The organism is Xanthomonas arboricola pv. populi (assembly GCF_002939945.1).
GTDB classification, from domain to species: Bacteria; Pseudomonadota; Gammaproteobacteria; order Xanthomonadales; family Xanthomonadaceae; genus Xanthomonas; species Xanthomonas arboricola_A.
In genome coordinates this window covers 227,356-250,627 of record NZ_MDEB01000006.1, presented here as the reverse complement: position 1 = coordinate 250,627, position 23,272 = coordinate 227,356, and the positions used below count along the sequence as shown (strand labels likewise).

The window sequence follows — 23,272 nt, the reverse complement described above, 5'->3', positions numbered from 1 at the left end:
CTCATGACCTCCATCGCCCTGCCTTCCCACGACGCGCCGCCGTCACGCAAGCCGGCGATTTCACGCGAGGACCTGATCGCTGCGGCGCTGTCGCTGATCGGACCGCACCGCAGCCTGTCCACCTTGAGCCTGCGTGAAGTGGCACGCGAAGCCGGCATCGCGCCGAACAGCTTCTATCGCCAGTTCCGCGACATGGACGAGCTGGCGGTGGCCTTGATCGATCTGGCCGGGCGTTCGTTGCGCACCATCATCGGCCAGGCCCGCCAGCGCGCCACCTCCACCGACCGCAGCGTCATCCGCGTGTCGGTCGAAGCCTTCATGGAACAGTTGCGTGCCGACGACAAGTTGCTGCACGTGCTGCTGCGCGAAGGTGCGGTGGGCTCGGATGCGTTCAAGCAGGCAGTGGAGCGCGAACTCAGCTATTTCGAAGACGAGCTGCGGGTGGACCTGATCCGCCTGGCCGCCGCCGACAACGCCAAGCTGCATGCACCGGCGCTGGTCTCCAAGGCGATCACGCGGCTGGTGTTCGCGATGGGCGCAGTGGCGATGGACTCGCCGCCGGAAAAAGACCCCGAGCTGATCGAGCAGATCTCGCAGATGCTGCGCATGATATTGACCGGCGCACGCACGCTCGGCACGCACGGCGGGTGAGCGTGGTTTGACGCTGGAAAGCGACCGGTCTGTCTCGCGTTGACCGGTGACGCATGATCGCTTCGAGCGATACGCCCGGCTGGTTGCGTACGCGCCAAATCGCACGCATGCGCTGTCAGTGCGTCAATGACCTGCGCGCATTATGGTGGTGCAGTCCACGTGCATAGCCACGCCAAGTGCGTGCAAGCGCCTGTGCATGGATATCGGCACATGCCGCGTTTTGCGCAGACAACCGAACATGGCGATCGCTGAAACATCTGCAGTGCCTGCTTGCCTGCAAAGGCATCCAAACACCTGCAGGGCGATACGGTCGTACGTCTACCGACCAACCTCATCCATGGCGGCGAATGCACAGTTCAGTCTTGTCGCGGCGGTGCTCACATCCAAGCACATGCGTTTCACTCCTGTGTGGCCAAGGTGGCGCCACGTTCGCGATCTGCTCGACAGACGCACCTATAGGCACCCCGGAGACGACATGAGCAACCACGACACCCCTCTCGACAAGCAGGAACGCAAGGCCGAAGCGCAGGATCTGAACCGCGATCCGATCTCTGGTGCACCCGGTTCGCATCCGGTGGGCGTGGGTGTGGGCGGCATCGCAGGCGGCGCTGCCGCCGGCGCGCTGGCCGGCACGGTGTTCGGTCCGCTCGGCACCTTGATCGGCGCCGCAGTGGGCGTAGTGGCCGGCGCTGCGGCCGGCAAGGGCGTCGCCGAGCGACTGGACCCGACGGTGGAAACCGAATACTGGCGTCAGGAACATCAGAACCGTCCTTACTACAAGGAAGGGACCGACTACGATCGCGATTACGCCACCGTCTACGGCTTTGGCCTGCAGGCGCGCGAAACGCGCCCGACCAGCACCTGGGAAGAAACCGAAGCCACCCTGGCCGGCGAATGGCCGCGCAATCGCGGCGAGTCGCGGCTGGAATGGGAAGAGGCGCGACTCGCCGCGCGCGATGCCTGGGAGCGCGCCGATCGCACGCACAGCGTCTATCGCGAGGGCGATACGCATTACGAAGGCCGCTTCGACAGCGCGAGCTATCGCGATGCCGAGTATTCCTACGACGACTATCGCCCTGCCTATCGTTATGGCATGCAGGCGCGTCAACAACACGCCGGCCGCCAGTGGGACGACCATCTGGAACGCGACCTGGGCGATGGCTGGGACCGTGCCAGGTCCAACTCGCGCCTGAGCTGGGAAAAGGCCAAGCATGCGGTGCGCGAAGCCTTCGATTCAGAGCATCACGATGAAGCGGCACGTCGCAACCCGACCGACCCGCGCGTCTAACGGGTTAAGGCTTGGCGCCAAGCCACACTGAAGTTTGGAAAAAAGAACGGGCCCGTCGGGCCCGTTCTTTTTTTCGAAAACATCACCAGGCACGATGCGCCTCATCGAGCGCACCGCTCAACTCGAGCTCTTCTCCACTGCACGGATGTCGCCGCGGAATTCGTGCGCACCTTGCCCTGATGAGGACACCGCATCGCTCTGCTGCTTGAGCATCTGCTTGCGTGCGGCCACCACTTCCTTGGCCAGGGCGATGCGCCGACCGACCACCATTTCGGTCAGCCAGTCGATCAGGGTGCGCGTGTATTCCTGCTGGTGTTCCTTGACGCTCAATGCGTGATCGGCACCGGCAATCACGCGTGCGCTCAGCGAGCGCGCATTGACGAAGGCATCGGCGTAATTGCGCAACACCGGATGCGGCACGATCACATCGTGTTGCGCCTCCACCAACAGCACATCGCCCTTGTAATCGGCGCAGGCCGCCAAGGCGATATTGTCGTCGGGGGTCAGTACGCGTTGCCGGTAGTCCATCAACTCCGGATCGGCGTTGAGACTGACCTTGGGGCGATCCCAGTGCTCGTCCTTGTAGAGCGCGGGCGAGCGTAACGCCAGCCATTCCACCGGGCGTTCGCGCGTCAGCAATGCGGACAGGTAGCCGCCGTAGCTGAGCCCGACCACGGCGATCGACTGCGGATCGACATACGGCAGGCCGGCAAGCTGATCGTAGGCGGCCTTGATGTCGTCCAGGTTCTGCGCGCGTGTCACGCTCTGGCGCATCGACGCATAGCCTTCGTGACCGCGCAGATCGAAGGTCATGCAGATACAGCCCAGGCCGACCGCTTCGCGCGCACGCACCAGGCTGTGGTGCTGACTACCGCCCCAGCCGTGTACGAACAACACTGCGGGAATGCCGGTGGGCGTCAGCAGGGTGCCGCTGAGTTCGTCCTGGTCGACCGGGATCTGGATGCTGGAAAGTTTGGCTTCCATTATGTGGTGGATACCCTCCTGTATTTGAAGCGCGGACCCGGCCCGGCGCGCTCGGCGCGGTAGTAGATCTGCGCATCTGCGGGCGGTTCGCCCTGATAGATCTCATGCGTGGAGGCGCGTACCCACTGCAGGCCGGCATCATCCTGAAAACTGGAGATTGCAGCGAGCTCGGCCGGTGTGGCGCCACCGACGCGCCAGGATTGCTCCAGCACACCGCAGACCGGACCGGCCTGCCCATCGTCGCCGCTGACCACGTCGTAGTTGCGCCGCGTGATGTGCAACCCAGGATAGGCGGCGGTGATGAATCGATCGTATCTGCAGGCCTGCTCGACCACACGCTGTTGCAGGGACGGTAGCGCGGTCATGGCCAGCGCCTCGAGCGTTCCACGATACACGTGCAGCGATGAGCCGCCGTAGACCTCTTCATCCTGCGCATTGCGCACGCTGCATTGCGTCCCGTAATAGGCGATCTGGACACCGGCAACGCAGAGCTCGCCCACGCTGTGCGTCACGGGCTGCAGGATATTGCGCTCCAGCACCGCGCCATGCGTGCCCAGATAGTCCTCCGGCAGGCTGTCGAGCACCTGCGCAAGTTGCGCTGCACCGGCAATACGCCATTGGCCGTTGCCACCCACGCCGGTCGGCAACTTGAGCCGCACCCCGCCATGCGGTAGCAGGATCTCCAGGGCACGCAGGGCATCAATGCGCGAAAACACCGTATAGCCTGCCAAGGTGGCCGGAATCAGTGCGGTGGCCAGCGCCTGGTTCCATCCAGCGATGCTCGCTGCGTGGTCGGCGATCAACGGATGGCCGATCACCTTGGTCGCCAGGAAGGCATGCGGCACGATGCCGCCCAGCAAGTCCGCGGCGTCATCGATACCGAGCCCATGCGCCTGTTCCGACGTCAAGGTCTCATCGGGCACATGGAACACGATCTCCGGAACAGCATGCTTAGAGTCACCGGCGTGCGCTGCACCGCGCACGCCCAGCAGCCGTGCAATTTCGCCGCAGACCCAGGCGTGCGTGGCACGCTCATGACCGCATTCGGGCACCGGGCGGGTGACATGCCCCACGACCCGGCAGTACTGCTTGTGCGCCATCACGTCTCCCCTCGCAGCGTCGAGCCGCGTGCCGTTGCTGGCTTGTTCAAACAGTTGAGACGCGTGCAGGCGTTGATGCAGCGCTACGCTGGTGCCGGAAAAACCGGCTTACTTCAGCGTCAGATAGAACGCAGACACAATCACAAGGACGACGATCAAGCTGATGGCGACACGTCCCCCGCGTAGTTCTACCAATGCATGCCACCACACGCGTGCTTCCGGGGGACCGCTGGCGGGTTGCGGCTTACGACTGCTCTTGCTGTCCTGCATCCTGAGTACTCTCATCTCCCTAATGTCATCCGACATCATAAGCATCAGACGTTACACAAGTGTGGAACGATTCAGAATCTTCCGTAAATTGCGGCACTGCGTGGGTGTTTTTCTCGAGCATCAGCGCAGCATTAGCCGACGCGCGGTGGCAACCGACATACTTTCACCGCCAACGTTTCGGGCAATGCAATCGATTGCTGACTATTGTGTGTCGTAACGGCATGGCTTGATCGCAACTACACGCTGCGCGCGGCACGGTCTGCATACGCAGCGTGTAGAGGCGCGAATGGGAGCTGACCAGTTAAGCACGCACTGCTGCTATGCGTTGAATAGTCGGGCTCGATGATCATTCGTTGACACAGCCACAGTTACCCTGCATGTCAAGTTTGTTTAACCCGGACCACGCGAAGTCATGAGCAGAGACCCATCCGTCATCGATGTACAAGCCGAAATCGCGCATTGGCAGGCGCGGCACGCGCAGGGCAACCTGGGTGCAGGCAAGTTCAGCGAACTGTCCCCGGTGGTGAAAATGGCCTGCGATATCTATCTGCAGGCGCCGCGTTCGAGCGATCAGGAACGTCTGCGTCTGTTTCGCGACCGCCTGGAGCATCACTTCATTTCATCCAGCACCCAGTCCAATTACGAACAGTTGGCCACCGATTGCTGGCAGCGGCTGGGCACACGCAATAGTTGAGCAACACGTGTTGAGCAAGGCCGTTACTCATTGGAGAGCATCATGAAAACCCCGTATCAAGTGCAGCAGGAGCTGGAGCGATTGGAGCGGCTGGTTCCGCACATCGTCAGCGACCAGGGCGACCGCGCGGAGGACATCCTAGGCTTCCATGTCGCCAGCTTGCTGGGCAGTGCCCCGGCCAGCGAACACGCGCTGATTCGCGAGCGCACCGCACGCATGGCGCGCGTGTGCCGCACCGCACAGGACACCGTGCGCACGCCGGCCAGATCGCTGGGCCTTGGCGCAGTCGCCCAGCCGCAGCTGGCCTGATCGGCAGACGCCGATCCACGCATCACCGGAGCCGCGTAGCGGCTCCTTTGCATTCCACTGTCGGCTGTGTTGGCCGCATCCTTTTAGGACCTCCATGAAATCCCTTCTTGTCGCGACATCGCTCCTTGCCGTGCTTTCCCTTACCGCCTGCGATCGCCCCGGCGGCGATGCATCGCGGACTGCGCCGGCAGTATCGCCCGAGCCGACTGCCGCACCGGTCAGCGGCACCGGCGCTGCCGAACTTGCCAAGGGAGATGCAGCCGTGCTCGGCGTGCTGGCGGCGCTGGATGAAAACGAAATCGCGCTGGCCAAGCAGGCCATCGCCCAGGATCTGGGCGGCGCGACCGATACATTCGCCAAGCAGCTGCTGCACGACCACGAAGCCAACCTGGAAAAGAGCAAGGCGCTGGGTGCCACCGACAGCCCCCGCGCCGACGCGATGCGCGCCAAGGGCAAGGCGGCAGTGGACGCACTGGAAAAGACAGCAACCCTGCCCGATGGCAAGGACGCGTACCGCAATGCCTTCCTGCGCACGATGGTCAGCGACCACGGCGACACCATCAAGATCATCGATGCCGAACTGCTGCCCGCCGCCGAAAGCGCGCCGGTCAAGCAGCATCTGGAAGAGAGCCGGCGCGTGGTGTCGGCGCACTTCGAGCGTGCCCACGCGGTGTCCTCCTCGCGCTGAGCCTGGCGCACCGCCTGCAAGCATCCACCGCGCCGGCCTGTCCGGCGCGTTTGCGTTTGGGCCTTGCCGATCGAGCGCGCTGTCCACCTGGCCGCCGTCCTGGCGCCACGCGGCAACCGCAGCGCATGCTGCAGCGACTTCACCCTGCAGCAGGCGGCGCTGGCCTATCGTGCCGCATCGATCCGGCGCAGGAATGTCCCATGCAGTTGCTCGTCACCGGCGGCACCGGCTTCATCGGCCAGGCCTTGTGTACGGCACTTCTACAGGCCGGGCACCAGGTCAGCGTGTTGACCCGCGACCTGCGCCGCGCCGGGCGTAGCCTGCCTGGCATTACCGCGGTGGACACGCTGGACGGCGTGCGGGCCGATGCGGTCATCAACCTGGCGGGCGAGCCGCTGGCTGCCGGCCGCTGGACCGAGGCACGCAAGCAGCGTTTCCGGGCATCGCGCCTGGGCATCACCCGCCAGCTGCATGCCTGGATCGCGCAGCAGCCGGCCGAACAGCGCCCGTCGGTGCTGATTTCGGGCTCGGCGGTGGGCTATTACGGCGAGCGTGGCGACAGCGTCCTGACCGAGGCGGACCATGCCGGCGACGATTTCTCCGCGCAGCTGTGCCGCGACTGGGAAGCCGAAGCGGCCAGGGTCGCCGCGCTCGGCCCGCGCGTGAGCTGGGTGCGCACCGGCATCGTGCTCGATCGCGACGGCGGCGCCCTGGCCCGCATGCTGCCGGCGTTCCGCTTCGGTGGCGGCGGCCCGTTCGGCGATGGCCGGCACTGGATGAGCTGGATCCACCGGGCCGACATGGTGGCCTTGCTGCTGTGGTTGCTGGAACACGGCCAGGCCGGCGCCTACAACGCCACCGCGCCAACCCCGGTCACCAATGCCGAGTTCGCGCGCACCTTGGCCCACGTGCTGCATCGCCCTGCGCTGCTGGCGCTGCCGGCCGGCCTGCTGCGACTGGGCTTTGGCGAGATGGCCGAGCTGCTGCTGATCAGCCAGCGCGTGCTGCCACAACGCGCCCTGGATGCCGGCTTCCACTTCCAGTATCCGCGCCTGGAAGCGGCGTTACGCGCCATCCTGCAGCGCTAGCGCCTGCGCTGTCCTGGGTAGGCCTTGCGCGGTGGGCGGGTCCGTCGGCCGCGCTGCGACGGCCCATCGGGCCATGCACTAATATTTGCCTAACGACCATCTCCGACAGTGCTGCGGATCTCGGACTGGCCCTGGGGCCCGGCGGAACACCTATGCACCTGCTCCTTGTCGAAGACGACACCATGCTGGCCAACGCGATCTGCGATGGCGTGCGCCAACAGTCCTGGACCATCGACCATGTCGGCAGCGCCAACGCCGCCAAGACCGTGCTGGTAGACCACCGCTACACCGCGGTGCTTCTGGATATCGGCCTGCCGGGCGAGTCCGGGCTGACGGTGATCCGCTTCATGCGTGGCCATTACGACGCCACGCCGGTGATCGCACTGACCGCGCGCGGCCAGCTCACCGACCGCATCCGCGGCCTGGATGCCGGCGCCGACGACTACCTCGTCAAGCCGTTCCAGTTCGACGAGCTGATGGCGCGGCTGCGCGCGATCACCCGGCGCAGCCAGGGCCGCGTGGTGCCGTTGCTCAACCAGGGCGATGTCTGCGTGGACCCGAGCAGCCGCAAGGTCACCAAGGACGGCAAGTGGGTGGCACTGAGCGCGCACGAATACCGGCTGCTGCTGGCGCTGATGGAACGCGCCGGCCGTGTGGTCACCAAGGATCAGCTGGAAGAGGGCGTCTACGGCGGCCCGTCCGAAGGCGGCAGCAACATGATTGCGGTGTACGTGCACCAGCTGCGCCGCAAGCTGGGCGATGCGCTGATCTCCACCGTGTATGGTCAGGGCTACATGGTCGGCAAGGCGCCCGAATGAAATCGCTGCAGGCGCGCATGCTGGCGGCGCTGGCCGCAATCGTGTTGTTGAGCTGGTCCACCTCCCTGTGGATCCTGATCGCCCTGGTCACCCAGGGTCACCACAGCGTGTTCGAGCAGGAGCTCAACATGTTCGGCGACCAGTTGATCAGCGCCCTGCCCGACGCGCTGGAGCACCGCTTCGATACGCAACCGGAGCCGCCGGCTGCGGTCGACGCGCATACCCCGATCGGCAATGCGTCCTCGCGGATGAGTTTCAAGCAGACCTTGATTGCGATGGTGCTCAACACCTTGCAACTGGGCGTGCTGGGCGTGCTGGTGTGGTGGGCGGTACGCACCTCGCTCGCACCGCTACGCGCCATTTCCAGCGCCATCGCGCAACGCACCGGGCTGGAGACCGAACCGGTGCCGCTGGAGCAGGCGCCGGACGAGATTCGCCCGCTGATCGGCTCCTTCAATTCCCTGCTGGCCCGCGTGGAAAAGACCGTGCAGGCCGAACGCGATTTCGTGGCCGACGCCGCGCATGAACTGCGCACGCCACTGTCCGCGCTGCATGCCTATGCCGAGGTCGCGCTGCGTGCGCCCACGCTGGAGGCCAAGGACGCGGCGTTGCAACAGCTGCTGGAAACCGCACGCCGCAGCAATCGCTTGGCCGAGCAATTGCTGGATCTGGCGCGGCTGGATGCAGGCATCAGTTCGGCGGCGTACCGGCAGGTGGACATGGGCGAGCTGATCTCGCATGTGCTGGACGAATTCAGCGTGCAGGCCGACGCCCGCCACATCAATCTGCAGGTGGAGGCATCACCGTGCCTGCTGCGTTGCGATGTGGATGCGGTGGGCATCCTGATCCGCAATCTGGTCGACAACGCCATCCGCTATGGCCGCCTCCACGGCACGGTGGACGTGAGTTGCGGCTATTGCCTGCGCACCGATCTGCTGCATCCGTTCGTGCAGGTCAGCGATGACGGCCCGGGCGTGCCGGAGAGTGCCCACGGGTCCATCTTCGAACGCTTCTATCGGGTTGCCGGCAGCCAGGTGCAAGGCAGCGGGATCGGGCTGTCGCTGGTGGCCGGTATCGCGCGCCTGCACGAAGCCACCATCGAAACCTGCGAAGGCAACCAGGGCCGCGGCCTGTGCGTGCGGGTGGTGTTCGCCGGCGAGGCGTCCGCCGCGCTGGCTGAACGCGGCCGGCGCGCAGCAATCGTCCATCGCCCAAGCCAATAAGTTTCCAACACCCGCTGCCTACAGTGCACTCACCGCACGCATCCAGGATGCATGGTGATGTTCAACTCGATCCGTTCCACTCCACTCGCCCCCGCCGCCGTCGCGCTGCTGATAGCGCGCACGGCCGCCAACGACAGCGTCATCCCTGCCGCTGTCGCCAACGCACCACTGCTGGAATTCCGCTGCGGCCGTACCGGCACGCGCAATCGCGACATCTGGAGCGAGCTGCCGGATATCCGTAGCGCACGCGAGGCACGCCGGCTGCAGCGCTGGGCCAAGAGCGGTGTGTTTTTCACTGCCACCGCCGTGGTGTTTGCGCTGGCAGTGGCCAGTTATCTGATGCATTGAGCGCGCCGCCTCGGCCGCGCGTGATTGCCCCTCTCTGCTTCCTTCTCCAGGTATTTGCCCATGTCGCCCCCTTCCCTTGTCCGTTGCGGCGCGCTGCTGATTGTCAGCGTGACGCTGATCGGTTGTGCCAGTACGCGCCCGATGCCCTATAGCCAGTTGCCGTCTTCAAGCTATCTGCGCCCGCACGATGGCAGCCGTGGTGACCGCATGCCGTACGCCTATCAGAGCGAGCTGGATTGGACGCGCTACCGCGCCGCATTGGTCGAGCCGGTCAGCATCTATCGCGGCCCGGACGCGCAATTCGAAGACGTGCCCGAACAGGACAAACGCATGCTTGCCGATTACATGCAGCAGGAATTCGGCAATGCGATCGGGCAGCGTTGGCAACGCGCGGCGGTGGCCGATCGCGACACCTTGCGAGTGCGCATCAGCCTGACCGGCGCCAAGCCCAGCAAGCGGGTACTAGGCACCTTCATGAAGGTGGATCTGGGCGGCGGTTCCTATAACGCGGTGCAGGCCGCACGCGGCAAGGAGGGCGCGTTCTCCGGCTCGGTCAGCTACGCGGTGGAAATCTTCGACGCGCAGAGCAACCGCCTGCTCGCCGCCTATGTCGAAAAACAGTACCCGAGCGCGATGAACATCAAGGCCAGCCTGGGCGCCTACGAGGCAGCCAAGGCGGGTATTCGCAAGGGCGCCGAGCAGTTGGTCAAGGGCATGCAGTAGCTCGGAATCGGGAATCGGGATTTGGGATTTGGAATCGGTAATTGAGTGTTGAGTATTGGGAAGCAGCGGCTTTCAGATTCCTTCTCCCACCGGGAGAAGGTGCCCCGCAGGGGCGGATGAGGGTACGGGCGACGCCTTGCGAAGTCGGAACGACAAGAAAGCGATCGCCTCAGTAACGCTCAACCCACGAAAAAGGCCGGCGCTGCACGAACAGCGCCGGCCTTTGTCAGTTTGCACTGCCAACGCGTCGTCAGCGTGCAATGCCCTCTTGGCGCTGCAGCGTCAGCGCGTGACGCGCTTGGCCACTTTCTTGCCGACCGCCTTGCGGGCGGCGGTGGTCTTGGCCACTGCGCGCGTGGCCGGGGTCTTGGTGACCTTGGCGGCCTTCTTCAAGGTGGTCTTGGTCACCGCCTTCTTGATCGGCGCCTTTTTTACTGCCGCCTGCTTGGTGGCGGTCTGCTTGGCCACTGGCGCTTTCTTGGCCGTGGTCTTGGCAATGGTTTTGGCGACCGGCTTCTTGACCGCAGCCGACTTGGCGACGGCCTTCTTCGCTGCCGCACGCGCACCCACCGTGGCCACCGCGCTCTTGCGCGCTGCGCTCTTGGCAGCGGTCCTGGCACTCAGCGTTGCCGCTTCGGCCTTGGCATTGGCCTTGGCGGTTTCCAGCTTCTGCCTGGCGCTGGCCTTGGTGTTGGCCAGTTTCTTCTTGGCGGCAGCGGTGGTGCTGCTCAGCTTCTGCTTGGCTGCATCGGTGGTGGCGGTGAGCTTTTGCTTGGCGGCGTCCCTGGTGGCGCTCAACTTGTCCTTGGCGGCCGCTTTGCTCGACACCAGCGAGCGTTTGGTCTTGGCCACCCTGCGCTTGACCGCGGTGGCGGCATCGCCGGCTTTGTCGACGACGCGCTGTTCGACCTTGACCACGGCCTTGCGGGCCTTGGCGACGCGGGTCTTGACCTCTGCCACCGCCGTGCCGGCCGCGTCCTGCACGCTGGCCACCGCGTCGCTGGTGGTGCTGGCGATGCTCTCGCCCAGTTCGGTGGCCGTGCTCTTGACGCTATCGACAGCCTCGGACAGGGTTGCCGTCACACCATTGCCGTTGTTCATAGACCCTCCTTAAGGGCGTCAGTGCTGAAAACGCGGGCGATGCGCAGCGGCATGCGTATGCTGAACAGGCATCGGGTCAAGCGGACGCTACGCCGGGCCCAAGCGGCTGTCAACGCAGCATCGGCAAGGGATCGGCGACGCTTTCACCAGGCGTTAAATTGCCCGCTGGCACTCTCGTTCAGCTTGATTTACGCAGTCAGACGCCCTATTCCTCTTCCACCGCGTAACCCGGACTCGTTGCATGCGCCCGCTGCCTACCTTGCTGACCCTTTCCCTGGCCGCTGCCTTCGGCGGATTTGCCGCCACCGGCATCAATGCCTGGATGGACAACCGCGCCGAGGCCACCCCGGCCGGTGCCGCCACCTTTACCTTGCCCGCAGCCGCCGCATTGCCGGCTGCCGTCGCCGGGCAACCGGTGCCGTCGCTGGCGCCGATGCTGCAACAGGCGATGCCGGCCGTGGTGAGCGTCAACACCAAGCAGGTGGTGCGCGTGCGCAACCCGTTCTTCAACGACCCGATCCTGCGTCGGCTGTTCCCGGAGATTCCGCAGGACCGCATCAACGAGTCGCTCGGCTCGGGCGTGATCATCGATGCGCAGAAGGGCTACGTGCTGACCAATCACCACGTCATCGAAAATGCCGACGACGTGCAGGTCACGCTCGGCGACGGGCGCACGGTCAAGGCCGATTTCATCGGCTCCGACGCCGATACCGATATCGCGCTGATCCGCATCAAGGCCGACAAGCTCACCGACATCAAGCTGGCCGACAGCAACGCGCTGCGCGTGGGCGACTTCGTGGTGGCGATCGGCAACCCGTTCGGCTTCACCCAGACGGTCACCTCCGGCATCGTCTCGGCGGTGGGCCGCAGCGGCATTCGCGGGTTGGGCTATCAGAACTTCATCCAGACCGATGCCTCGATCAATCCGGGCAATTCCGGCGGCGCGCTGGTCAACCTGCAGGGTCAGCTGGTGGGCATCAACACCGCCAGCTTCAACCCACAAGGCAGCATGGCCGGCAATATCGGCCTGGGCCTGGCCATTCCCTCCAACCTTGCGCGCAATGTGGTGGAGCAACTGGTGACCAAGGGCGTGGTGGTGCGCGGCACACTCGGGCTGGAAACCCAGAACCTCACCCAGCAGATGCTGCAGGGCCTGGGGGTGGATTCGTTGCGCGGCGCCCTGGTGACGCGCGTGTTGCCAGGCTCCGCGGCGGCGGCCGCAGGCGTGCAGCCGGGCGATGTGGTGGTGGCGGCCAACGACCAACGCGTGGACAGCGCAGAGGCGCTGCACAACTACGAAGGTCTGCAGGCGGTCGGCAGCGCGGTGAGGCTGGAGATTCGTCGCGACGGCAAACCGCTCACGCTCACCGCCACACTGAAAGAGCAGGATCGCGCGGTCACCGGCGACATGCTCGACCCACGCCTGGGTGGCGCCACCTTCGTGGACCTGCCCGAATCGCTGCGCCAATCCGGCATCACCGGCGTCATGGTCAGCGAGGTCAAACGCGGTGGTCGTGCAGCGGCCAATGGTCTGGTCAGCGGCGATGTGATCGTGGCCAGCAGCGTGGGCGAGTTTGCCGATCTGGCCAGCTGGCGCGCCAACTTCCAGCGCAAGCAGCAGCAACTGGTGATACGCATCCTGCGTGGCAACGCGCAGTACGACGCGCTGATGCGTTGACGTGGCGTGCACTGCCATCGGCGTGCACTAACACCTCCTACACCGCAGCGATGCTATTGCTGCACCACGCCCGCATGCTGTTCGCGGCTGCCATCAATGACCGAAGGAGATATCGCATGAGCCCCACCAATACCGACCAGCTGAAAGAAAATCTGAGCGAAGCCGGCACCCACCTGAAGTCTGCCGCCAGCGCCGCAGGCGAAGCCGTCAAGGGCGCCACCAGCGCTGCAGGCGATGAGCTCAAGCTCGGTCGCGCCAACGTCAAGGCAGAGCTCTCCGATACCGCACTGGCCGGCATGGCTGCTGCCGAGTTCGGTGGCGCCGCTGCCAAAGAGCAGCTCGATGTGCTGGTCAGCAAGGGCAACGACCTGCTGGAAAGCGCCACCGATCTGATTCGCGAGCGGCCGCTGGCCGCGTTCGGTGTGGCGTTTGCGACCGGCTGGATCATTGCCAAGCTGGCACGCAGCAACGACAACTAAGTCGTGAGCGATCAGGCCTCTACAGCTGCCGCCTCCGACGCGCCCAACGCGCGTCCGGAAACGCCAGGACTGGACGAAAGCGTACGTGCGGTCGGCGCAGCCGGCCGTGCGACGCTGGGCTCGGCCAAGGACACCAGCCGCGCCTTGCGCCGGCTGGTGTCGGCCGACTTGCAACTTGCACGCAGTGCCTTCGGGCGCGGGCTGGCCTGGGCATGCGTTGCCGTGGTCTTCGGTGCGTCGTCGTGGTTGTTGCTGGCAGGTGCGATCATCGCGCTGCTGCAACGCGCCGGCCTGTCGTGGTTCCAGGCGATGTTTTTTACCGCGTTGGCCAGCTTGTTGGTCACCGGCATCGCGGCGTGGCGGGTGTTCTTCTACTTCGACCACACCGGTTTGAATGCAACACGTCGTCAGCTGGTCAAGCTCGGCATCTTCGATGACAGCAGCGACGACGACCATGCCAACGCATCGGCTGCCAATGGAGCACGCACATGAAGTTTGGCACCTTGCGTCAGCGCGTCGAACGCGCGGAATTCCTGGTGGAGGGGCGGGCACAGGAAACGCGCCTGCATTGGGGAGAATTGCGTGACACCTGGCGTGCCGGGTGGTCGCCGTTGCGGATCGTGGTGGTCGGTTTCGGCCTGGGCTTTGTCACCGGCCGTAACGAACCGCAGGCGGCATTGGGAAGCATCGCCAGCAAGCTGGGCGGCATCCCGAAGATTCTGCAGATGATCAGCACGATCTCTGCACTGTTTACCGCCCATCGCGCGCAGGAAGCCTCCGAGCAGGCCGAACGTGCCGCAGACAGTGCCGAAGAGGTCGCTGCCGATCCACCGGTAACGGTGGTGCAGGCGCCGGTCGATCGCGCCGCGTAATACGTAATAACCGCGTTCCCGAGCCATCGCTCGGGGTCGCGCTGCGGGTGTTTGCCGCCTGATGCGCGGCAGAGTCCGCCACTGCTGCTGTCGAGGGCTGACGTTGCGCGCACACCCTCTGTGCGCTGCGTTGACGCATTCGGCTGATAATGGCGCACCGCTGGCAGCACGCCAGTCTGCTGCCAGGGCGCGCATGACTCTTCCCGTCGATTCAATGGATGCTGCCGTTGCGGCAGATTCGCTCCCGCCTCCACCGGCACCGCGCCCACGCGCACCGGTCTCGTTGGTGGTGCTGGCCACGCTTGCGGTTGGTTATACGCTGTGGGCTGCACAGACGATCATTCTGCCGGTGATGCTGGCGGCATTTTTTGCCTTGATCGGCAATCCCATCCTGCGCGGTCTGCGCAAGCTGTATATCCCCCGCTTCCTCGGTGCCTTGATGGTCTTGTGCCTGGGCCTGGCCGGTGCCGTGACACTGGCCGCGCAGCTGGCCGGGCCGGCGGCCGAGTGGGTGCAGCAGGCGCCCCGGCAGATGCGTCAGATCGCGCGCGACGTGCGCGATTTCACCAAGCCGGTGATGCAGGCCAACCAGGCCGCGGAAAACTTTGCACGCGCTGCCGGCGGCGAAGGCCAGCGCGGCGTGCAGATCGTGCGCACGCAGATGGACGATCCCTACAAGGCGCTGGTGCGCACGCCGAAACTGGCCGCATCGGTGCTGGCGGTGGTGCTGCTGACCTTCTTCTTCATGGTCTACGGCGAAAGCCTGCAACGGCATGCGATCGCCTTGCTGCCCAATCGACAGCAGCAACGCTTCACCACCGAAATCATGATGGATATCGAGCGCGAGGTCTCGCGCTACGTGCTCACCATCAGTGTGATCAATACGCTGGTCGGGCTGGTCTTCGCCGGCATTCTCTATGTGCTCAAGATTCCGCTGCCCGAAGCGCTGCTGTGGGGCACCGTGGTGGCGCTGCTCAACTTCGCGCCGTATGTGGGCCCATTGATCGGCGTGATGCTGATGCTGCTGATGGGCTTTGTGGAATTCCGCACCACCTTGTCGGCGATGCTGCCGGCGATCCTGTACCTGGCGCTGCACACCATCGAAGGCCAGGTAGTCACCCCGATCGTGCTCGGCCGCCGCATGGCGATCTCGCCGCTGATGCTGATCCTGGCGCTGATGCTGTTCGGCTGGCTATGGGGCATGGTCGGTTTGCTGCTGGCGGTACCGCTGCTGGTCTGCATCAAGATGGTGCTGAGCCGGGTGGAGGGAATGCAGCGTTGGGCCAGGCTGCTGGAGTAGCCGGGAATCGGGAGCCGGGAATCGGGAATCGCAAGAGCAGTGGCTGCGCTCTACTCATTCTCGATTCCCGGCTCCCCATTCCCGGCATTACAATCTGGCGATGAGTTTCCCAATCAGCGCCATCACTCTCGACCTCGACGACACGTTGTGGCCCTTTGCGCCAATCGGGGCGCGGATCGATCAGGTGTTGTACGACTGGATGCGCGAGCACAGTCCGGTCACCGCCGGGCGGTTTCCGGTGGAGGCGATGCGCGAACTGCGCGAGCGCAGCTTTGCCGACAACCCGCACCTGCACCACGATCTCAGCGCGCTGCGGCGGTTGACGCTGGAAATGGCGCTGCGCGAGAGCGGCGGCGATCTGGCCTTGCTGGAGCCTGCGTATGAAGTCTTCTACGCCGCGCGCAACCAGGTGGAGTGCTATCCGGATGCGCTGGACGCGCTGGCGCGTATTGCCGCGCATGTGCCGGTGGCGGCGCTCAGCAACGGCAATGCCGATCTGCAGCGCATCGGGCTGATGCATCACTTCGCGTTTCAGCTGGGCTCGCGCGAGCACGGCAGCGCCAAGCCGGATCCGAGCATCTTCCTGGCCGCATGCGCGCGGCTGGAGGTGCCGCCGGCGCAGGTGCTGCATGTGGGCGACCACGTGCGCATGGACGTGCTGGGCGCGCTGGATGCCGGGCTGCGCGCCTGCTGGATCAATCGCGACCGAGCGCAGTGGTCGCACCCGACCCAGCAACCGGATCTGGAGTTCGATTCCATGACCGGACTGGCCGATTGGCTGGACGCGCAGCAACCGCACCCTGACGCCGCACGCGCCGGCATCCGCCTTCCCGCCTGAGCCACTTTTTGCTCGGCGCATGGCGCCGCCTCCGAGGATTTCCATGTCGCAGCTCACCGGTTTCATCGATCCCAACGCCGCAGCTCTGCCGCTGCATGTGCTCGACCGCGAAGGCTTTGCACGTTGGTGCGCCGAGCAGCCCACGCGCGTACTGTCGTGGGCACAGGCGCAACGGTTCGATGCCGCGCCGGGCAGCGTGCTGTTGTTGCCGGGTGAACAGGGGCTGGCCGGCGCAGTGCTGGGCATCGGCGACCGCGCCGATGCCTACGCCTACGCGCATGCACCGATGGCACTGCCGCCGGCCAGCCGCTGGACGCTGGCCAGCACGCTGAGCGAGAGCGAACAGGCGCTGCTGCACCTGGGCTGGGGCCTGGGTGCGTATCGCTTCTCGCGCTACCGCAAGGTGCCGCGCGCACCGGCCGAACTGGCCGCCACACCAGCGCCGCACACGCGCGCATTGATCGAGGCCTGCATCCGCGTGCGCGACTGGGTCAACACCCCGACCGAGGACATGGGCCCGCAGCATCTGGAAGAGGCCACGCGCGCACTGGCGCAACCGCATGGCGCGCAAGTCGACGCCATCGTCGGCGAGCAATTGCTGGCGCAGAACTTCCCCACTATCCACGCGGTCGGGCGCGCCTCGCATCGGGCGCCGCGGCTGATCCAGCTGCAATGGGGCGATGCGACGCACCCGCATCTGGTGCTGGTCGGCAAGGGCGTGTGTTTCGACACCGGCGGGCTGGATCTGAAGCCGGCCGATGGCATGCGCAACATGAAAAAGGATATGGGCGGCGCGGCGCATGCGTTGGCGCTGGCCGGCCTGGTGATGGCGCAGCAGCTGCCGGTGCGACTGACCCTGCTGATTGCTGCGGTGGAAAACGCCGTTGGCCCGGAGGCGTTCCGCCCGGGCGAAGTCATCACCACCCGCGCCGGCGTCACGGTGGAAGTGGACAACACCGATGCCGAAGGCCGCCTGGTGCTGTGCGATGCGCTGAGCTACGCCACCGAGCAGCGCCCCGATCTGATCCTGGATTTCGCAACGCTCACCGGTGCCGCACGCATCGCATTGGGGCCAGACCTGCCCGCGCTGTTCGCCAACGACGATGCGCTGGCGCAGGCCTGGCTGCGTGCCGGCGAGCAGACCCGCGACCCGGTCTGGCGCATGCCGCTATGGCGCCCGTATCTGCGTTACCTCAACAGCCATGTCGCCGACATGGCCAACGCCGGCTCGCGCATGGCCGGCGCGGTGACCGCCGCACTGTATCTGGAGCGCTTTGTCGCACCGGGCCAGCTGTGGGCGCATCTGGACGTGTACGCCTGGAACGACAGCGACCGCCCCGGCCGCCCGGCCGGCGGCGAAGCGCTGGCGCTGCGCTCGGCCTTTGCGATGCTTCAACAGCGCTACGGCGGCTGAGGGCGGCTGACAGAATGGCGTCGGTCAACCTCGCCTTCGTTGACGCGTGAGGTGACGTCGGCAATGGCAGCGACGCTGACCGGACCGAATTGAGTTGATCAGGCCCTATCGCCTCCGACGTCAGCACCGCAGGCACTGCTTGCAACCGGGCACACCGACCATCCCGACGGGTCCTTGCCCGCCCACCGTCGCGGGACCTTACGCGGCATGGATCCCGCGTAAGAGCTTACAAGGACGTACTTGCAGCGTGTCCCGCGATGGTGGGCGGGCAAGGACCCTGCAGCAAACCCGCAGATCATCCGCTCTACAACCGACGCATCCACTCCGTTCGATTACCTCTAAAGGCGACCGAGCGCTCAAGCTTCAGCGTTGTTTGAATATCCCCAAGCCGAGCGGGTCGAGGACGTAATGCCCTCAGCACGCTGCGCCATTGCCCGTCATCTGGATCACTCATCGACCGCTTTGGTCGCGGCATCACACACTAGACGCACTGGAGCGTGGACTATGCGCCCACGGGTCGTGCCTGTGCCGCAGGTTGGGCGAGGTTGGCGATCACTGCGCCGCACGTCTCACCGCATCGACTCTTTGCCGCATTGCCACCGGAGCCAGCCATGAACTTGCCACCTCCCTCTCCATCGCCGCAGCGCGCACGTGTTGTGGCGCCGTTGCTCGGTATCGCCGCGATTGCCGGCGGCATCGCGGTTGCGTTCGCCTGGACCGCCGGCTGGATCGGTGGCGACCGGCTCACCGCCGCGCGCATGACCGACACCATCGAAGCCAGCGGGCCGCCGCATCCGGGCTTTCGCCGCGCACATACCAAGGGCGTGTGTGTGAGCGGGGAGTTCAAGTCCAGCGGCAAGGCCACCTGGCTGTCGTCGGCACGCATCTTCAGCCAGGCCAGCACGCCGGTGCTCGGGCGCATGTCGATCGGCGGCGGCGACCCGCATGGCGCCGACGGCGCGGCGCGGGTGCGCAGCATGGCGCTGCTGTTGCGCAGCGACGACGGGCAGGAATGGCGCACCGCGATGAACAGCTTTCCGTTCTTCGTGGTGGCCACGCCGGCCGGTTTCCAGGCATTGAACGTGGCCTCCAGGCCGGACCCGGCCACCGGCAAGCCCGATCCGGCCAAGCTGGCCGCGTTCGGCAAGCAATATCCGGAAGCGGCCAAGTTCCAGCAGTGGGCCAAGACCGCGCCGTGGTCCAACAGCTGGGCCAACACGCAATACAACGGCGTGAATGCGTTCCGCGCGATTGCGGCCGACGGACGCGAGCGTTACATCCGCTGGTCGATGCGCCCGCATACGCCGTTCAAGGAACTCAGCGCCGAGCAGCGCGCGCAGGCCGATGGCGATTTTCTCGCCACCGACCTGGAGACGCGTCTGGCGCAGGGACCGTTGCGCTGGGATCTGGTGCTGACCGTAGCCGAGCCTGGCGATACGGTGGACGATCCCTCGCAGCCGTGGCCGGAAAGCCGCAAGCAGCTCGTGGCCGGCACGGTGTCGATCGATCATGCCGAGCCGCAGGCCACCGGCCCGTGCCGCGACCTGAATTACGACCCGCTGATCCTGCCCAAGGGCATCGCCGGATCCAACGACCCGATCCTGGCGGCGCGCTCGTCGGTGTATTCGCAATCGTTCAACCGGCGCGAGCATGAGATCGCCAATGGCACAGGCAGCGCCGCCACCGGCCAGGGAGCACACCGATGAGCAGCCACACCCACTTCAATCTACCCGCACGCGTGCTGCATTGGTTGATGGCCGCGATGATCCTGACCATGCTGTTCGTCGGCGTGGGCATGGTGGCTTCGGTGACGCAGCGTCCGTGGTTGATCGATCTGCATCGCCCCTTGGGCATTGCGATCCTGATTCTTGCGGTGCTGCGCCTGATCAACCGCCTGCGCAACCGCCCGCCGCCGTTGCCGGCCGACCTGCCGGCCTGGCAGAAGGTTGCCGCGGTTGCCTCGCACTGGTTGTTATATGCATTGATGCTGGGCATGCCGTTGATCGGCTGGGCGATGCTGTCGGCCGGCGCTTATCCGATCGTGCTGTGGCCGGGTGCGCAGTTGCCGCCGATCGCGCCGCACGATCCGGCGCTGTACGCCTGGTTGCGCAGCGCACATGGATGGTTGGCGTATCTGTTGTTCGCCACCGTGCTGGGGCATCTGAGCGCGGCGCTGTTCCATGCCTGGGTGCGCCGGGATGGCGTGTTTTCCAGCATGGCGCGTGGGGAGCCGTCTGCGCGTTGATGGATGGGATGGGTGGGTGTTGGAAGAGGTCTTGGATGAAGTGATTTCACTGCGCGGACGTACCCTCACCCCAACCCCTCTCCCGGTGGGAGAGGGGCTTGGTCTTCCCTTCTCCCGCCGGGAGAAGGTGCCCCGCAGGGGCGGATGAGGGTGCGGGCGAAGCATCGGGTTAATCGCCATCTAGAGTGGCTTTGCCTCGTACCCTCACCCCAACCCCTCTCCCATCGGGAGAGGTGCTAGGACCTAGCGCTGGCGTTTTGTTTTGGCTGCTGGCGCAGGCGCTTCGATGCCCTTGCCGGTCGCGGCCCAGTAGATCCCGCCATACAGATGCTCCAGATAACGTGGGTCGTTGTAGGCCTCGGCCAGATGACCCAGCGCGGTCGCAAACACGCGGCCGCCTTCGAAGTGGTGGTACCAGGCCACCGGGTGCTGCGTGCCCATGCCCTTGGCGACCTGACCGGGCCAGATCAAGGTGGGGTCGTAACTGGTTTCGTCCACCGTCAGCAGCGTGACCAGGTCATCGCTGTACGGCGGATCGTATTCGTACCATTCGTCGGTCCACACCCAGCGCCTGGGCAGGCCGGCAGTGGCCGGGAACTTGGCGTCCACCACGTCGACCATCGCGGTCTGCATGTACGGATGGGTGCGGAACGAGCGGCCGATCAGATGGTCGTACCACTCCCAGTCGCCACGCTTGATCGCAAACGCCTTGTGCACCGCCACCACGCCGCCACCGTTGCGCACGTATTTCTGAAAGTTCGCACGTTGCGCCGGATCCAGATCGGTGGCCGGCGTGTTGAGCAGCACGATCGCCGCGTATTGCGACAGATCGCCATCGAAGGCCTTGGCATTCCACGCCCAGACCAGCTCGACGTAATGCTTGCGCGCCATCGCTTCGAATTGCGGCTTGGCGACCGGGATATAGTCGTGGTGATACTGGTTGGGAATTGCCGCCACCAGGATCTTGAACTGCTCGGCGGACGCATTGAATGCGCATACCAGCAGCAGACCCAACAGCCACAGAGGTTTCATGCCGTTCGCTCGCAGGGATCGTATTGGCCCGGCAGTGTACCCGCGCCTGCACGGCATGCTTTTCGCTTTATCTGGAATAGCTGTCCGCTACGGCGTGCACATCCGATGCGCGGCAATGCGCAGCCCATGCCGTCCGGGATTGCGCTCGCTGACAGTGCAACGCGCCTGCGTCACCGCATCACAGCCAGCCTTTCTGCCGCGCCAGCCGATACGCTTCGATGCGATTGGCCACACCCAGCTTGCCGATGCATTCGGACAGGTAATTGCGCACCGTGCCATGCGACAACTGCAACTGCTGCGCGATCTCGCTGGCCGAGCGCCCTTCGCCGGCCAGCCGCAACACCGTGCGCTCGCGATCGCTCAAGGGATCGGCTTCCACCCAGGCATCCAGGGCCAGCTGCGGGTCGATCACCCGGCCGCCGCGCTGCACCTGACGCAGTGCGCTGACCAGTTGTTCGGCCGGCGCGTCCTTGAGCAGATAGGCAGCCACACCGGCATCCAGCGCGCGGCGCAGAAATCCCGGGCGGGCGAAGGTGGTGACGATCATCACCCGCACCGGCAGCGCCTGGCGCTGGATACGCTGGGCCAGTTCCAGGCCGGTCAGGCCGGGCATTTCGATATCGGTGATCAGTACGTCAGGCCGCAGGCGTTGCAGGTCGCGCCACGCAGTTTCGCCATCGCCTGCGCTGCCGACCACCTCGATATCGTCTTCCAGCCCAAGCAAGGCGACCAATGCGCCACGCAGCAGCGCCTGGTCTTCGGCCAACAACACCCGGATCATCGCGCACTCGTATGCAGACAACGGTGGCGCACGATAGCAGCGCTTGCGCCTGCCGTGCATGGGTCGATATGCAGTTGGCGTCCGTGCGATCAGCGCGACGGTGGCAGCAGCGGGACCGGCACCGGCGGCTGCGCCGGCGCCGGTGTGGGCTGCGGCAACGGCATGCTGGCGCGCAGGCGCGTGCCGCGCGGCAGCGCTTCCACCTCCAGCGCACCGCCCAGGCCGTGCAGGCGCGTGCGCATGCCGTCCAGGCCATTGCCGGGCACGATCACCCCGCCGCGCCCGTCGTCGGTGATGTCCAGCACCGCCTGTTCGCCGTGCGCGCGCAAACTCACGCGCACACGTTTGGCCTGTGCATGCCGTTGCACATTGGTGGCCGCTTCGCGCACCACCAGCGCCAGTGCGGTTTCGTGTTCAGGCGGCAATGCCAGCGTCTGCAGGTCGTGCTCCAGCACGATGCCGTCCATGTCCAGCAACACCCGCGCCGACGCCAGCTCGGCCACCAGGCCGGCCGCGCGAATACCGGTGACCGCGCGCCGCACCTGCGCCAGGGCATCGCGCGAAATCTGCGCCACCGCATCGATTTCGCTGCGCGCGCCCTGCGGGTCGCGCGCGATCAGACGCGCGGCCAGATCGGATTTGAGTGCCACCAGCGACAAGGTGTGGCCGAGCAGATCGTGCAGGTCGCGGCCGATCCGTTCGCGCTCGGCGGTGGCGGCCAGCCGGCGCACTTCGTCCTGCGACAGGCGCAGCAACGCGTCCTTGCGTTCGTTGATGCTGTACACCGCACCGACCCCGGCCATGCCCAGCACCGACACCGGCAACCACACCAGCGATTGCAGGCGCATTCCCAGCCAGTGCGCCCAGCCCAGGTAGAGCACGTTCATCGCCACCAGCATCGCGAAGTGCCGCCACACGGCATGCCGTGTGGACGGGCGCAGGCTCAGGCAGGCGAAGACGAAATAGCTGATGCCCGCCGGATACACCGGCAGCAACGCGGCACTGAGTACACCCATCGCCCAGGCATAGCGATACAGGGTGCCGCGCGGGGCCAGCAGCATGCGTGCGTACAACAGCAGAAATACCGGATACGACAGCAAGGTACACAGCAGCCAGGTGCTGTCGTAGCCACGTGGCGAAAACACGGGCACCACGAACACCCAGCTCGACCACAGCAGATGCACGCCATCCATCCATGGCGACTGGCCCTGCGCCAGCCGTGCAGCAACCTGCGACGTGGCGGCGGGGCGAAGCCAGGCGGGCAGCCACAAGCGCATCGGGATGGGTCCGTGTGAGTGATCGGATTCTGCCACTGCCGGGCCCGGCTGGGCGCCCGATGCTGCAGCTC

At 65.6% G+C, this 23,272-nt stretch carries 25 protein-coding genes; 19 read left to right on the top strand and 6 right to left on the bottom strand.

What is annotated here, in order from left to right; translation table 11 throughout:
• Positions 1 to 3: 3 nt before the first annotated feature.
• Both fabR and XaplCFBP3123_RS16455 read left to right on the top strand, forming a co-directional pair.
• A complete protein-coding gene (gene fabR / locus XaplCFBP3123_RS16460) occupies positions 4 to 651 on the top strand; it encodes an HTH-type transcriptional repressor FabR (RefSeq protein ID WP_010374793.1) in 648 nt (215 codons plus the stop codon).
• A 475-nt stretch (positions 652 to 1,126) separates the two neighbouring features.
• Positions 1,127 to 1,939 carry a hypothetical protein gene (locus XaplCFBP3123_RS16455; RefSeq protein WP_104534990.1) on the top strand — a complete coding sequence of 271 codons (813 nt, stop codon included), beginning with the start codon at positions 1,127 to 1,129 and terminating at the stop codon, positions 1,937 to 1,939.
• Positions 1,940 to 2,056: 117 nt separating this feature from the next.
• Here the strand turns inward: XaplCFBP3123_RS16455 and XaplCFBP3123_RS16450 are convergent, their stop codons facing one another.
• Complete coding sequence (locus XaplCFBP3123_RS16450; protein WP_104534989.1) at positions 2,057 to 2,923, bottom strand: alpha/beta hydrolase family protein; 867 nt, start codon at positions 2,921 to 2,923, stop codon at positions 2,057 to 2,059.
• Positions 2,923 to 4,023, bottom strand: coding sequence for a DUF3182 family protein (locus XaplCFBP3123_RS16445; protein ID WP_104534988.1), 1,101 nt, complete (start codon positions 4,021 to 4,023; stop codon positions 2,923 to 2,925). Before XaplCFBP3123_RS16445 ends, XaplCFBP3123_RS16450 begins: the two co-directional genes overlap by 1 nt.
• 682 nt (positions 4,024 to 4,705) lie before the next feature.
• On the opposite strand from XaplCFBP3123_RS16445, the gene XaplCFBP3123_RS16435 reads away from it, so the two are divergent.
• The 8 genes from XaplCFBP3123_RS16435 (at position 4,706) to XaplCFBP3123_RS16400 (ending at position 10,184) form a co-directional block, all read left to right on the top strand.
• Complete coding sequence (locus XaplCFBP3123_RS16435) at positions 4,706 to 4,987, top strand: hypothetical protein (protein WP_016902660.1); 282 nt, start codon at positions 4,706 to 4,708, stop codon at positions 4,985 to 4,987.
• A 42-nt stretch (positions 4,988 to 5,029) separates the two neighbouring features.
• Positions 5,030 to 5,296 (top strand): hypothetical protein, encoded by a 267-nt coding sequence (locus tag XaplCFBP3123_RS16430; protein ID WP_164739212.1) that lies wholly within the window; start codon positions 5,030 to 5,032, stop codon positions 5,294 to 5,296.
• A gap of 94 nt (positions 5,297 to 5,390) precedes the next feature.
• Positions 5,391 to 5,984, top strand: coding sequence for a DUF4142 domain-containing protein (locus XaplCFBP3123_RS16425; protein ID WP_104534985.1), 594 nt, complete (start codon positions 5,391 to 5,393; stop codon positions 5,982 to 5,984).
• Between the two features lie 200 nt (positions 5,985 to 6,184).
• A complete protein-coding gene (locus tag XaplCFBP3123_RS16420) occupies positions 6,185 to 7,072 on the top strand; it encodes a TIGR01777 family oxidoreductase (RefSeq protein WP_104534984.1) in 888 nt (295 codons plus the stop codon).
• Between the two features lie 152 nt (positions 7,073 to 7,224).
• Positions 7,225 to 7,890 carry a response regulator transcription factor gene (locus tag XaplCFBP3123_RS16415; RefSeq protein ID WP_104534983.1) on the top strand — a complete coding sequence of 222 codons (666 nt, stop codon included), beginning with the start codon at positions 7,225 to 7,227 and terminating at the stop codon, positions 7,888 to 7,890.
• Complete coding sequence (locus XaplCFBP3123_RS16410) at positions 7,887 to 9,113, top strand: sensor histidine kinase (protein ID WP_104534982.1); 1,227 nt, start codon at positions 7,887 to 7,889, stop codon at positions 9,111 to 9,113. The genes XaplCFBP3123_RS16415 and XaplCFBP3123_RS16410 overlap by 4 nt, the downstream gene beginning before the upstream one ends.
• Before the next feature lie 57 nt (positions 9,114 to 9,170).
• The gene (locus XaplCFBP3123_RS16405) at positions 9,171 to 9,461 is read left to right on the top strand and encodes a hypothetical protein (protein ID WP_104535046.1); all 291 of its coding nucleotides are present in this window, start codon (positions 9,171 to 9,173) and stop codon (positions 9,459 to 9,461) included.
• Between the two features lie 60 nt (positions 9,462 to 9,521).
• Entirely contained in the window at positions 9,522 to 10,184 is a 663-nt protein-coding gene (locus XaplCFBP3123_RS16400) for a DUF3313 domain-containing protein (RefSeq protein WP_104534981.1), read from the top strand.
• Between the two features lie 282 nt (positions 10,185 to 10,466).
• Here XaplCFBP3123_RS16400 and XaplCFBP3123_RS16395 read toward each other — a convergent pair whose 3' ends face one another.
• Positions 10,467 to 11,285, bottom strand: a complete 819-nt coding sequence (locus XaplCFBP3123_RS16395; protein WP_104534980.1) for a histidine biosynthesis protein HisIE — start codon at positions 11,283 to 11,285, stop codon at positions 10,467 to 10,469.
• 241 nt (positions 11,286 to 11,526) lie between these two features.
• Here XaplCFBP3123_RS16395 and XaplCFBP3123_RS16390 point away from each other — a divergent pair, with 241 nt between their 5' ends.
• The 9 genes from XaplCFBP3123_RS16390 to XaplCFBP3123_RS16345 all read left to right on the top strand — a co-directional run bounded on the left by XaplCFBP3123_RS16390 (position 11,527) and on the right by XaplCFBP3123_RS16345 (position 20,111).
• Positions 11,527 to 12,963 carry a Do family serine endopeptidase gene (locus XaplCFBP3123_RS16390; protein WP_104534979.1) on the top strand — a complete coding sequence of 479 codons (1,437 nt, stop codon included), beginning with the start codon at positions 11,527 to 11,529 and terminating at the stop codon, positions 12,961 to 12,963.
• A 116-nt stretch (positions 12,964 to 13,079) separates the two neighbouring features.
• A complete protein-coding gene (locus XaplCFBP3123_RS16385; protein WP_102251076.1) occupies positions 13,080 to 13,442 on the top strand; it encodes a hypothetical protein in 363 nt (120 codons plus the stop codon).
• Between the two features lie 3 nt (positions 13,443 to 13,445).
• On the top strand, positions 13,446 to 13,934 hold the full coding sequence (locus XaplCFBP3123_RS16380) for a hypothetical protein (RefSeq protein WP_104534978.1): 489 nt from the start codon (positions 13,446 to 13,448) through the stop codon (positions 13,932 to 13,934).
• The gene (locus tag XaplCFBP3123_RS16375) at positions 13,931 to 14,314 is read left to right on the top strand and encodes a hypothetical protein (RefSeq protein ID WP_104534977.1); all 384 of its coding nucleotides are present in this window, start codon (positions 13,931 to 13,933) and stop codon (positions 14,312 to 14,314) included. Before XaplCFBP3123_RS16380 ends, XaplCFBP3123_RS16375 begins: the two co-directional genes overlap by 4 nt.
• A gap of 193 nt (positions 14,315 to 14,507) precedes the next feature.
• A complete protein-coding gene (locus XaplCFBP3123_RS16370; RefSeq protein ID WP_104534976.1) occupies positions 14,508 to 15,614 on the top strand; it encodes an AI-2E family transporter in 1,107 nt (368 codons plus the stop codon).
• 100 nt (positions 15,615 to 15,714) lie between these two features.
• Positions 15,715 to 16,452: an HAD family hydrolase gene (locus XaplCFBP3123_RS16365; RefSeq protein WP_104534975.1), complete on the top strand. Its 738-nt coding sequence runs from the start codon at positions 15,715 to 15,717 to the stop codon at positions 16,450 to 16,452.
• Positions 16,453 to 16,495: 43 nt separating this feature from the next.
• On the top strand, positions 16,496 to 17,866 hold the full coding sequence (locus tag XaplCFBP3123_RS16360) for a leucyl aminopeptidase family protein (RefSeq protein WP_104534974.1): 1,371 nt from the start codon (positions 16,496 to 16,498) through the stop codon (positions 17,864 to 17,866).
• A gap of 611 nt (positions 17,867 to 18,477) precedes the next feature.
• On the top strand, positions 18,478 to 19,572 hold the full coding sequence (locus XaplCFBP3123_RS16350) for a catalase family peroxidase (protein ID WP_104534973.1): 1,095 nt from the start codon (positions 18,478 to 18,480) through the stop codon (positions 19,570 to 19,572).
• Entirely contained in the window at positions 19,569 to 20,111 is a 543-nt protein-coding gene (locus tag XaplCFBP3123_RS16345; RefSeq protein WP_104534972.1) for a cytochrome b, read from the top strand. The genes XaplCFBP3123_RS16350 and XaplCFBP3123_RS16345 overlap by 4 nt, the downstream gene beginning before the upstream one ends.
• A gap of 243 nt (positions 20,112 to 20,354) precedes the next feature.
• On the opposite strand, the gene XaplCFBP3123_RS16340 is transcribed toward XaplCFBP3123_RS16345, so the two are convergent.
• The 3 genes from XaplCFBP3123_RS16340 to XaplCFBP3123_RS16330 all read right to left on the bottom strand — a co-directional run bounded on the left by XaplCFBP3123_RS16340 (position 20,355) and on the right by XaplCFBP3123_RS16330 (position 23,201).
• Complete coding sequence (locus tag XaplCFBP3123_RS16340; protein ID WP_104534971.1) at positions 20,355 to 21,143, bottom strand: ThuA domain-containing protein; 789 nt, start codon at positions 21,141 to 21,143, stop codon at positions 20,355 to 20,357.
• A 178-nt stretch (positions 21,144 to 21,321) separates the two neighbouring features.
• Complete coding sequence (locus XaplCFBP3123_RS16335) at positions 21,322 to 21,924, bottom strand: response regulator transcription factor (RefSeq protein WP_104535045.1); 603 nt, start codon at positions 21,922 to 21,924, stop codon at positions 21,322 to 21,324.
• An 89-nt stretch (positions 21,925 to 22,013) separates the two neighbouring features.
• Positions 22,014 to 23,201: a sensor histidine kinase gene (locus tag XaplCFBP3123_RS16330; protein ID WP_104534970.1), complete on the bottom strand. Its 1,188-nt coding sequence runs from the start codon at positions 23,199 to 23,201 to the stop codon at positions 22,014 to 22,016.
• Positions 23,202 to 23,272 lie beyond the last annotated feature (71 nt).

Bases quoted from the DNA above. Each gene is read 5' to 3' on its own strand.
- XaplCFBP3123_RS16410 (WP_104534982.1), top strand. From the start codon at position 7,887: ATGAAATCGCTGCAGGCGCGCATGCTGGCGGCGCTGGCCGCAATCGTG.
- XaplCFBP3123_RS16390 (WP_104534979.1), top strand. From the start codon at position 11,527: ATGCGCCCGCTGCCTACCTTGCTGACCCTTTCCCTGGCCGCTGCCTTC.
- XaplCFBP3123_RS16370 (WP_104534976.1), top strand. From the start codon at position 14,508: ATGACTCTTCCCGTCGATTCAATGGATGCTGCCGTTGCGGCAGATTCG.
- XaplCFBP3123_RS16430 (WP_164739212.1), top strand. From the start codon at position 5,030: ATGAAAACCCCGTATCAAGTGCAGCAGGAGCTGGAGCGATTGGAGCGG.
- XaplCFBP3123_RS16340 (WP_104534971.1), bottom strand. From the start codon at position 21,143: ATGAAACCTCTGTGGCTGTTGGGTCTGCTGCTGGTATGCGCATTCAAT.
- XaplCFBP3123_RS16400 (WP_104534981.1), top strand. From the start codon at position 9,522: ATGTCGCCCCCTTCCCTTGTCCGTTGCGGCGCGCTGCTGATTGTCAGC.
- XaplCFBP3123_RS16375 (WP_104534977.1), top strand. From the start codon at position 13,931: ATGAAGTTTGGCACCTTGCGTCAGCGCGTCGAACGCGCGGAATTCCTG.
- XaplCFBP3123_RS16435 (WP_016902660.1), top strand. From the start codon at position 4,706: ATGAGCAGAGACCCATCCGTCATCGATGTACAAGCCGAAATCGCGCAT.
- XaplCFBP3123_RS16360 (WP_104534974.1), top strand. From the start codon at position 16,496: ATGTCGCAGCTCACCGGTTTCATCGATCCCAACGCCGCAGCTCTGCCG.
- XaplCFBP3123_RS16420 (WP_104534984.1), top strand. From the start codon at position 6,185: ATGCAGTTGCTCGTCACCGGCGGCACCGGCTTCATCGGCCAGGCCTTG.
- XaplCFBP3123_RS16385 (WP_102251076.1), top strand. From the start codon at position 13,080: ATGAGCCCCACCAATACCGACCAGCTGAAAGAAAATCTGAGCGAAGCC.
- XaplCFBP3123_RS16395 (WP_104534980.1), bottom strand. From the start codon at position 11,285: ATGAACAACGGCAATGGTGTGACGGCAACCCTGTCCGAGGCTGTCGAT.
- XaplCFBP3123_RS16405 (WP_104535046.1), top strand. From the start codon at position 9,171: ATGTTCAACTCGATCCGTTCCACTCCACTCGCCCCCGCCGCCGTCGCG.
- fabR (WP_010374793.1), top strand. From the start codon at position 4: ATGACCTCCATCGCCCTGCCTTCCCACGACGCGCCGCCGTCACGCAAG.
- XaplCFBP3123_RS16365 (WP_104534975.1), top strand. From the start codon at position 15,715: ATGAGTTTCCCAATCAGCGCCATCACTCTCGACCTCGACGACACGTTG.
- XaplCFBP3123_RS16330 (WP_104534970.1), bottom strand. From the start codon at position 23,201: ATGCGCTTGTGGCTGCCCGCCTGGCTTCGCCCCGCCGCCACGTCGCAG.
- XaplCFBP3123_RS16345 (WP_104534972.1), top strand. From the start codon at position 19,569: ATGAGCAGCCACACCCACTTCAATCTACCCGCACGCGTGCTGCATTGG.
- XaplCFBP3123_RS16425 (WP_104534985.1), top strand. From the start codon at position 5,391: ATGAAATCCCTTCTTGTCGCGACATCGCTCCTTGCCGTGCTTTCCCTT.
- XaplCFBP3123_RS16415 (WP_104534983.1), top strand. From the start codon at position 7,225: ATGCACCTGCTCCTTGTCGAAGACGACACCATGCTGGCCAACGCGATC.
- XaplCFBP3123_RS16335 (WP_104535045.1), bottom strand. From the start codon at position 21,924: ATGATCCGGGTGTTGTTGGCCGAAGACCAGGCGCTGCTGCGTGGCGCA.
- XaplCFBP3123_RS16350 (WP_104534973.1), top strand. From the start codon at position 18,478: ATGAACTTGCCACCTCCCTCTCCATCGCCGCAGCGCGCACGTGTTGTG.
- XaplCFBP3123_RS16455 (WP_104534990.1), top strand. From the start codon at position 1,127: ATGAGCAACCACGACACCCCTCTCGACAAGCAGGAACGCAAGGCCGAA.
- XaplCFBP3123_RS16450 (WP_104534989.1), bottom strand. From the start codon at position 2,923: ATGGAAGCCAAACTTTCCAGCATCCAGATCCCGGTCGACCAGGACGAA.
- XaplCFBP3123_RS16445 (WP_104534988.1), bottom strand. From the start codon at position 4,023: ATGGCGCACAAGCAGTACTGCCGGGTCGTGGGGCATGTCACCCGCCCG.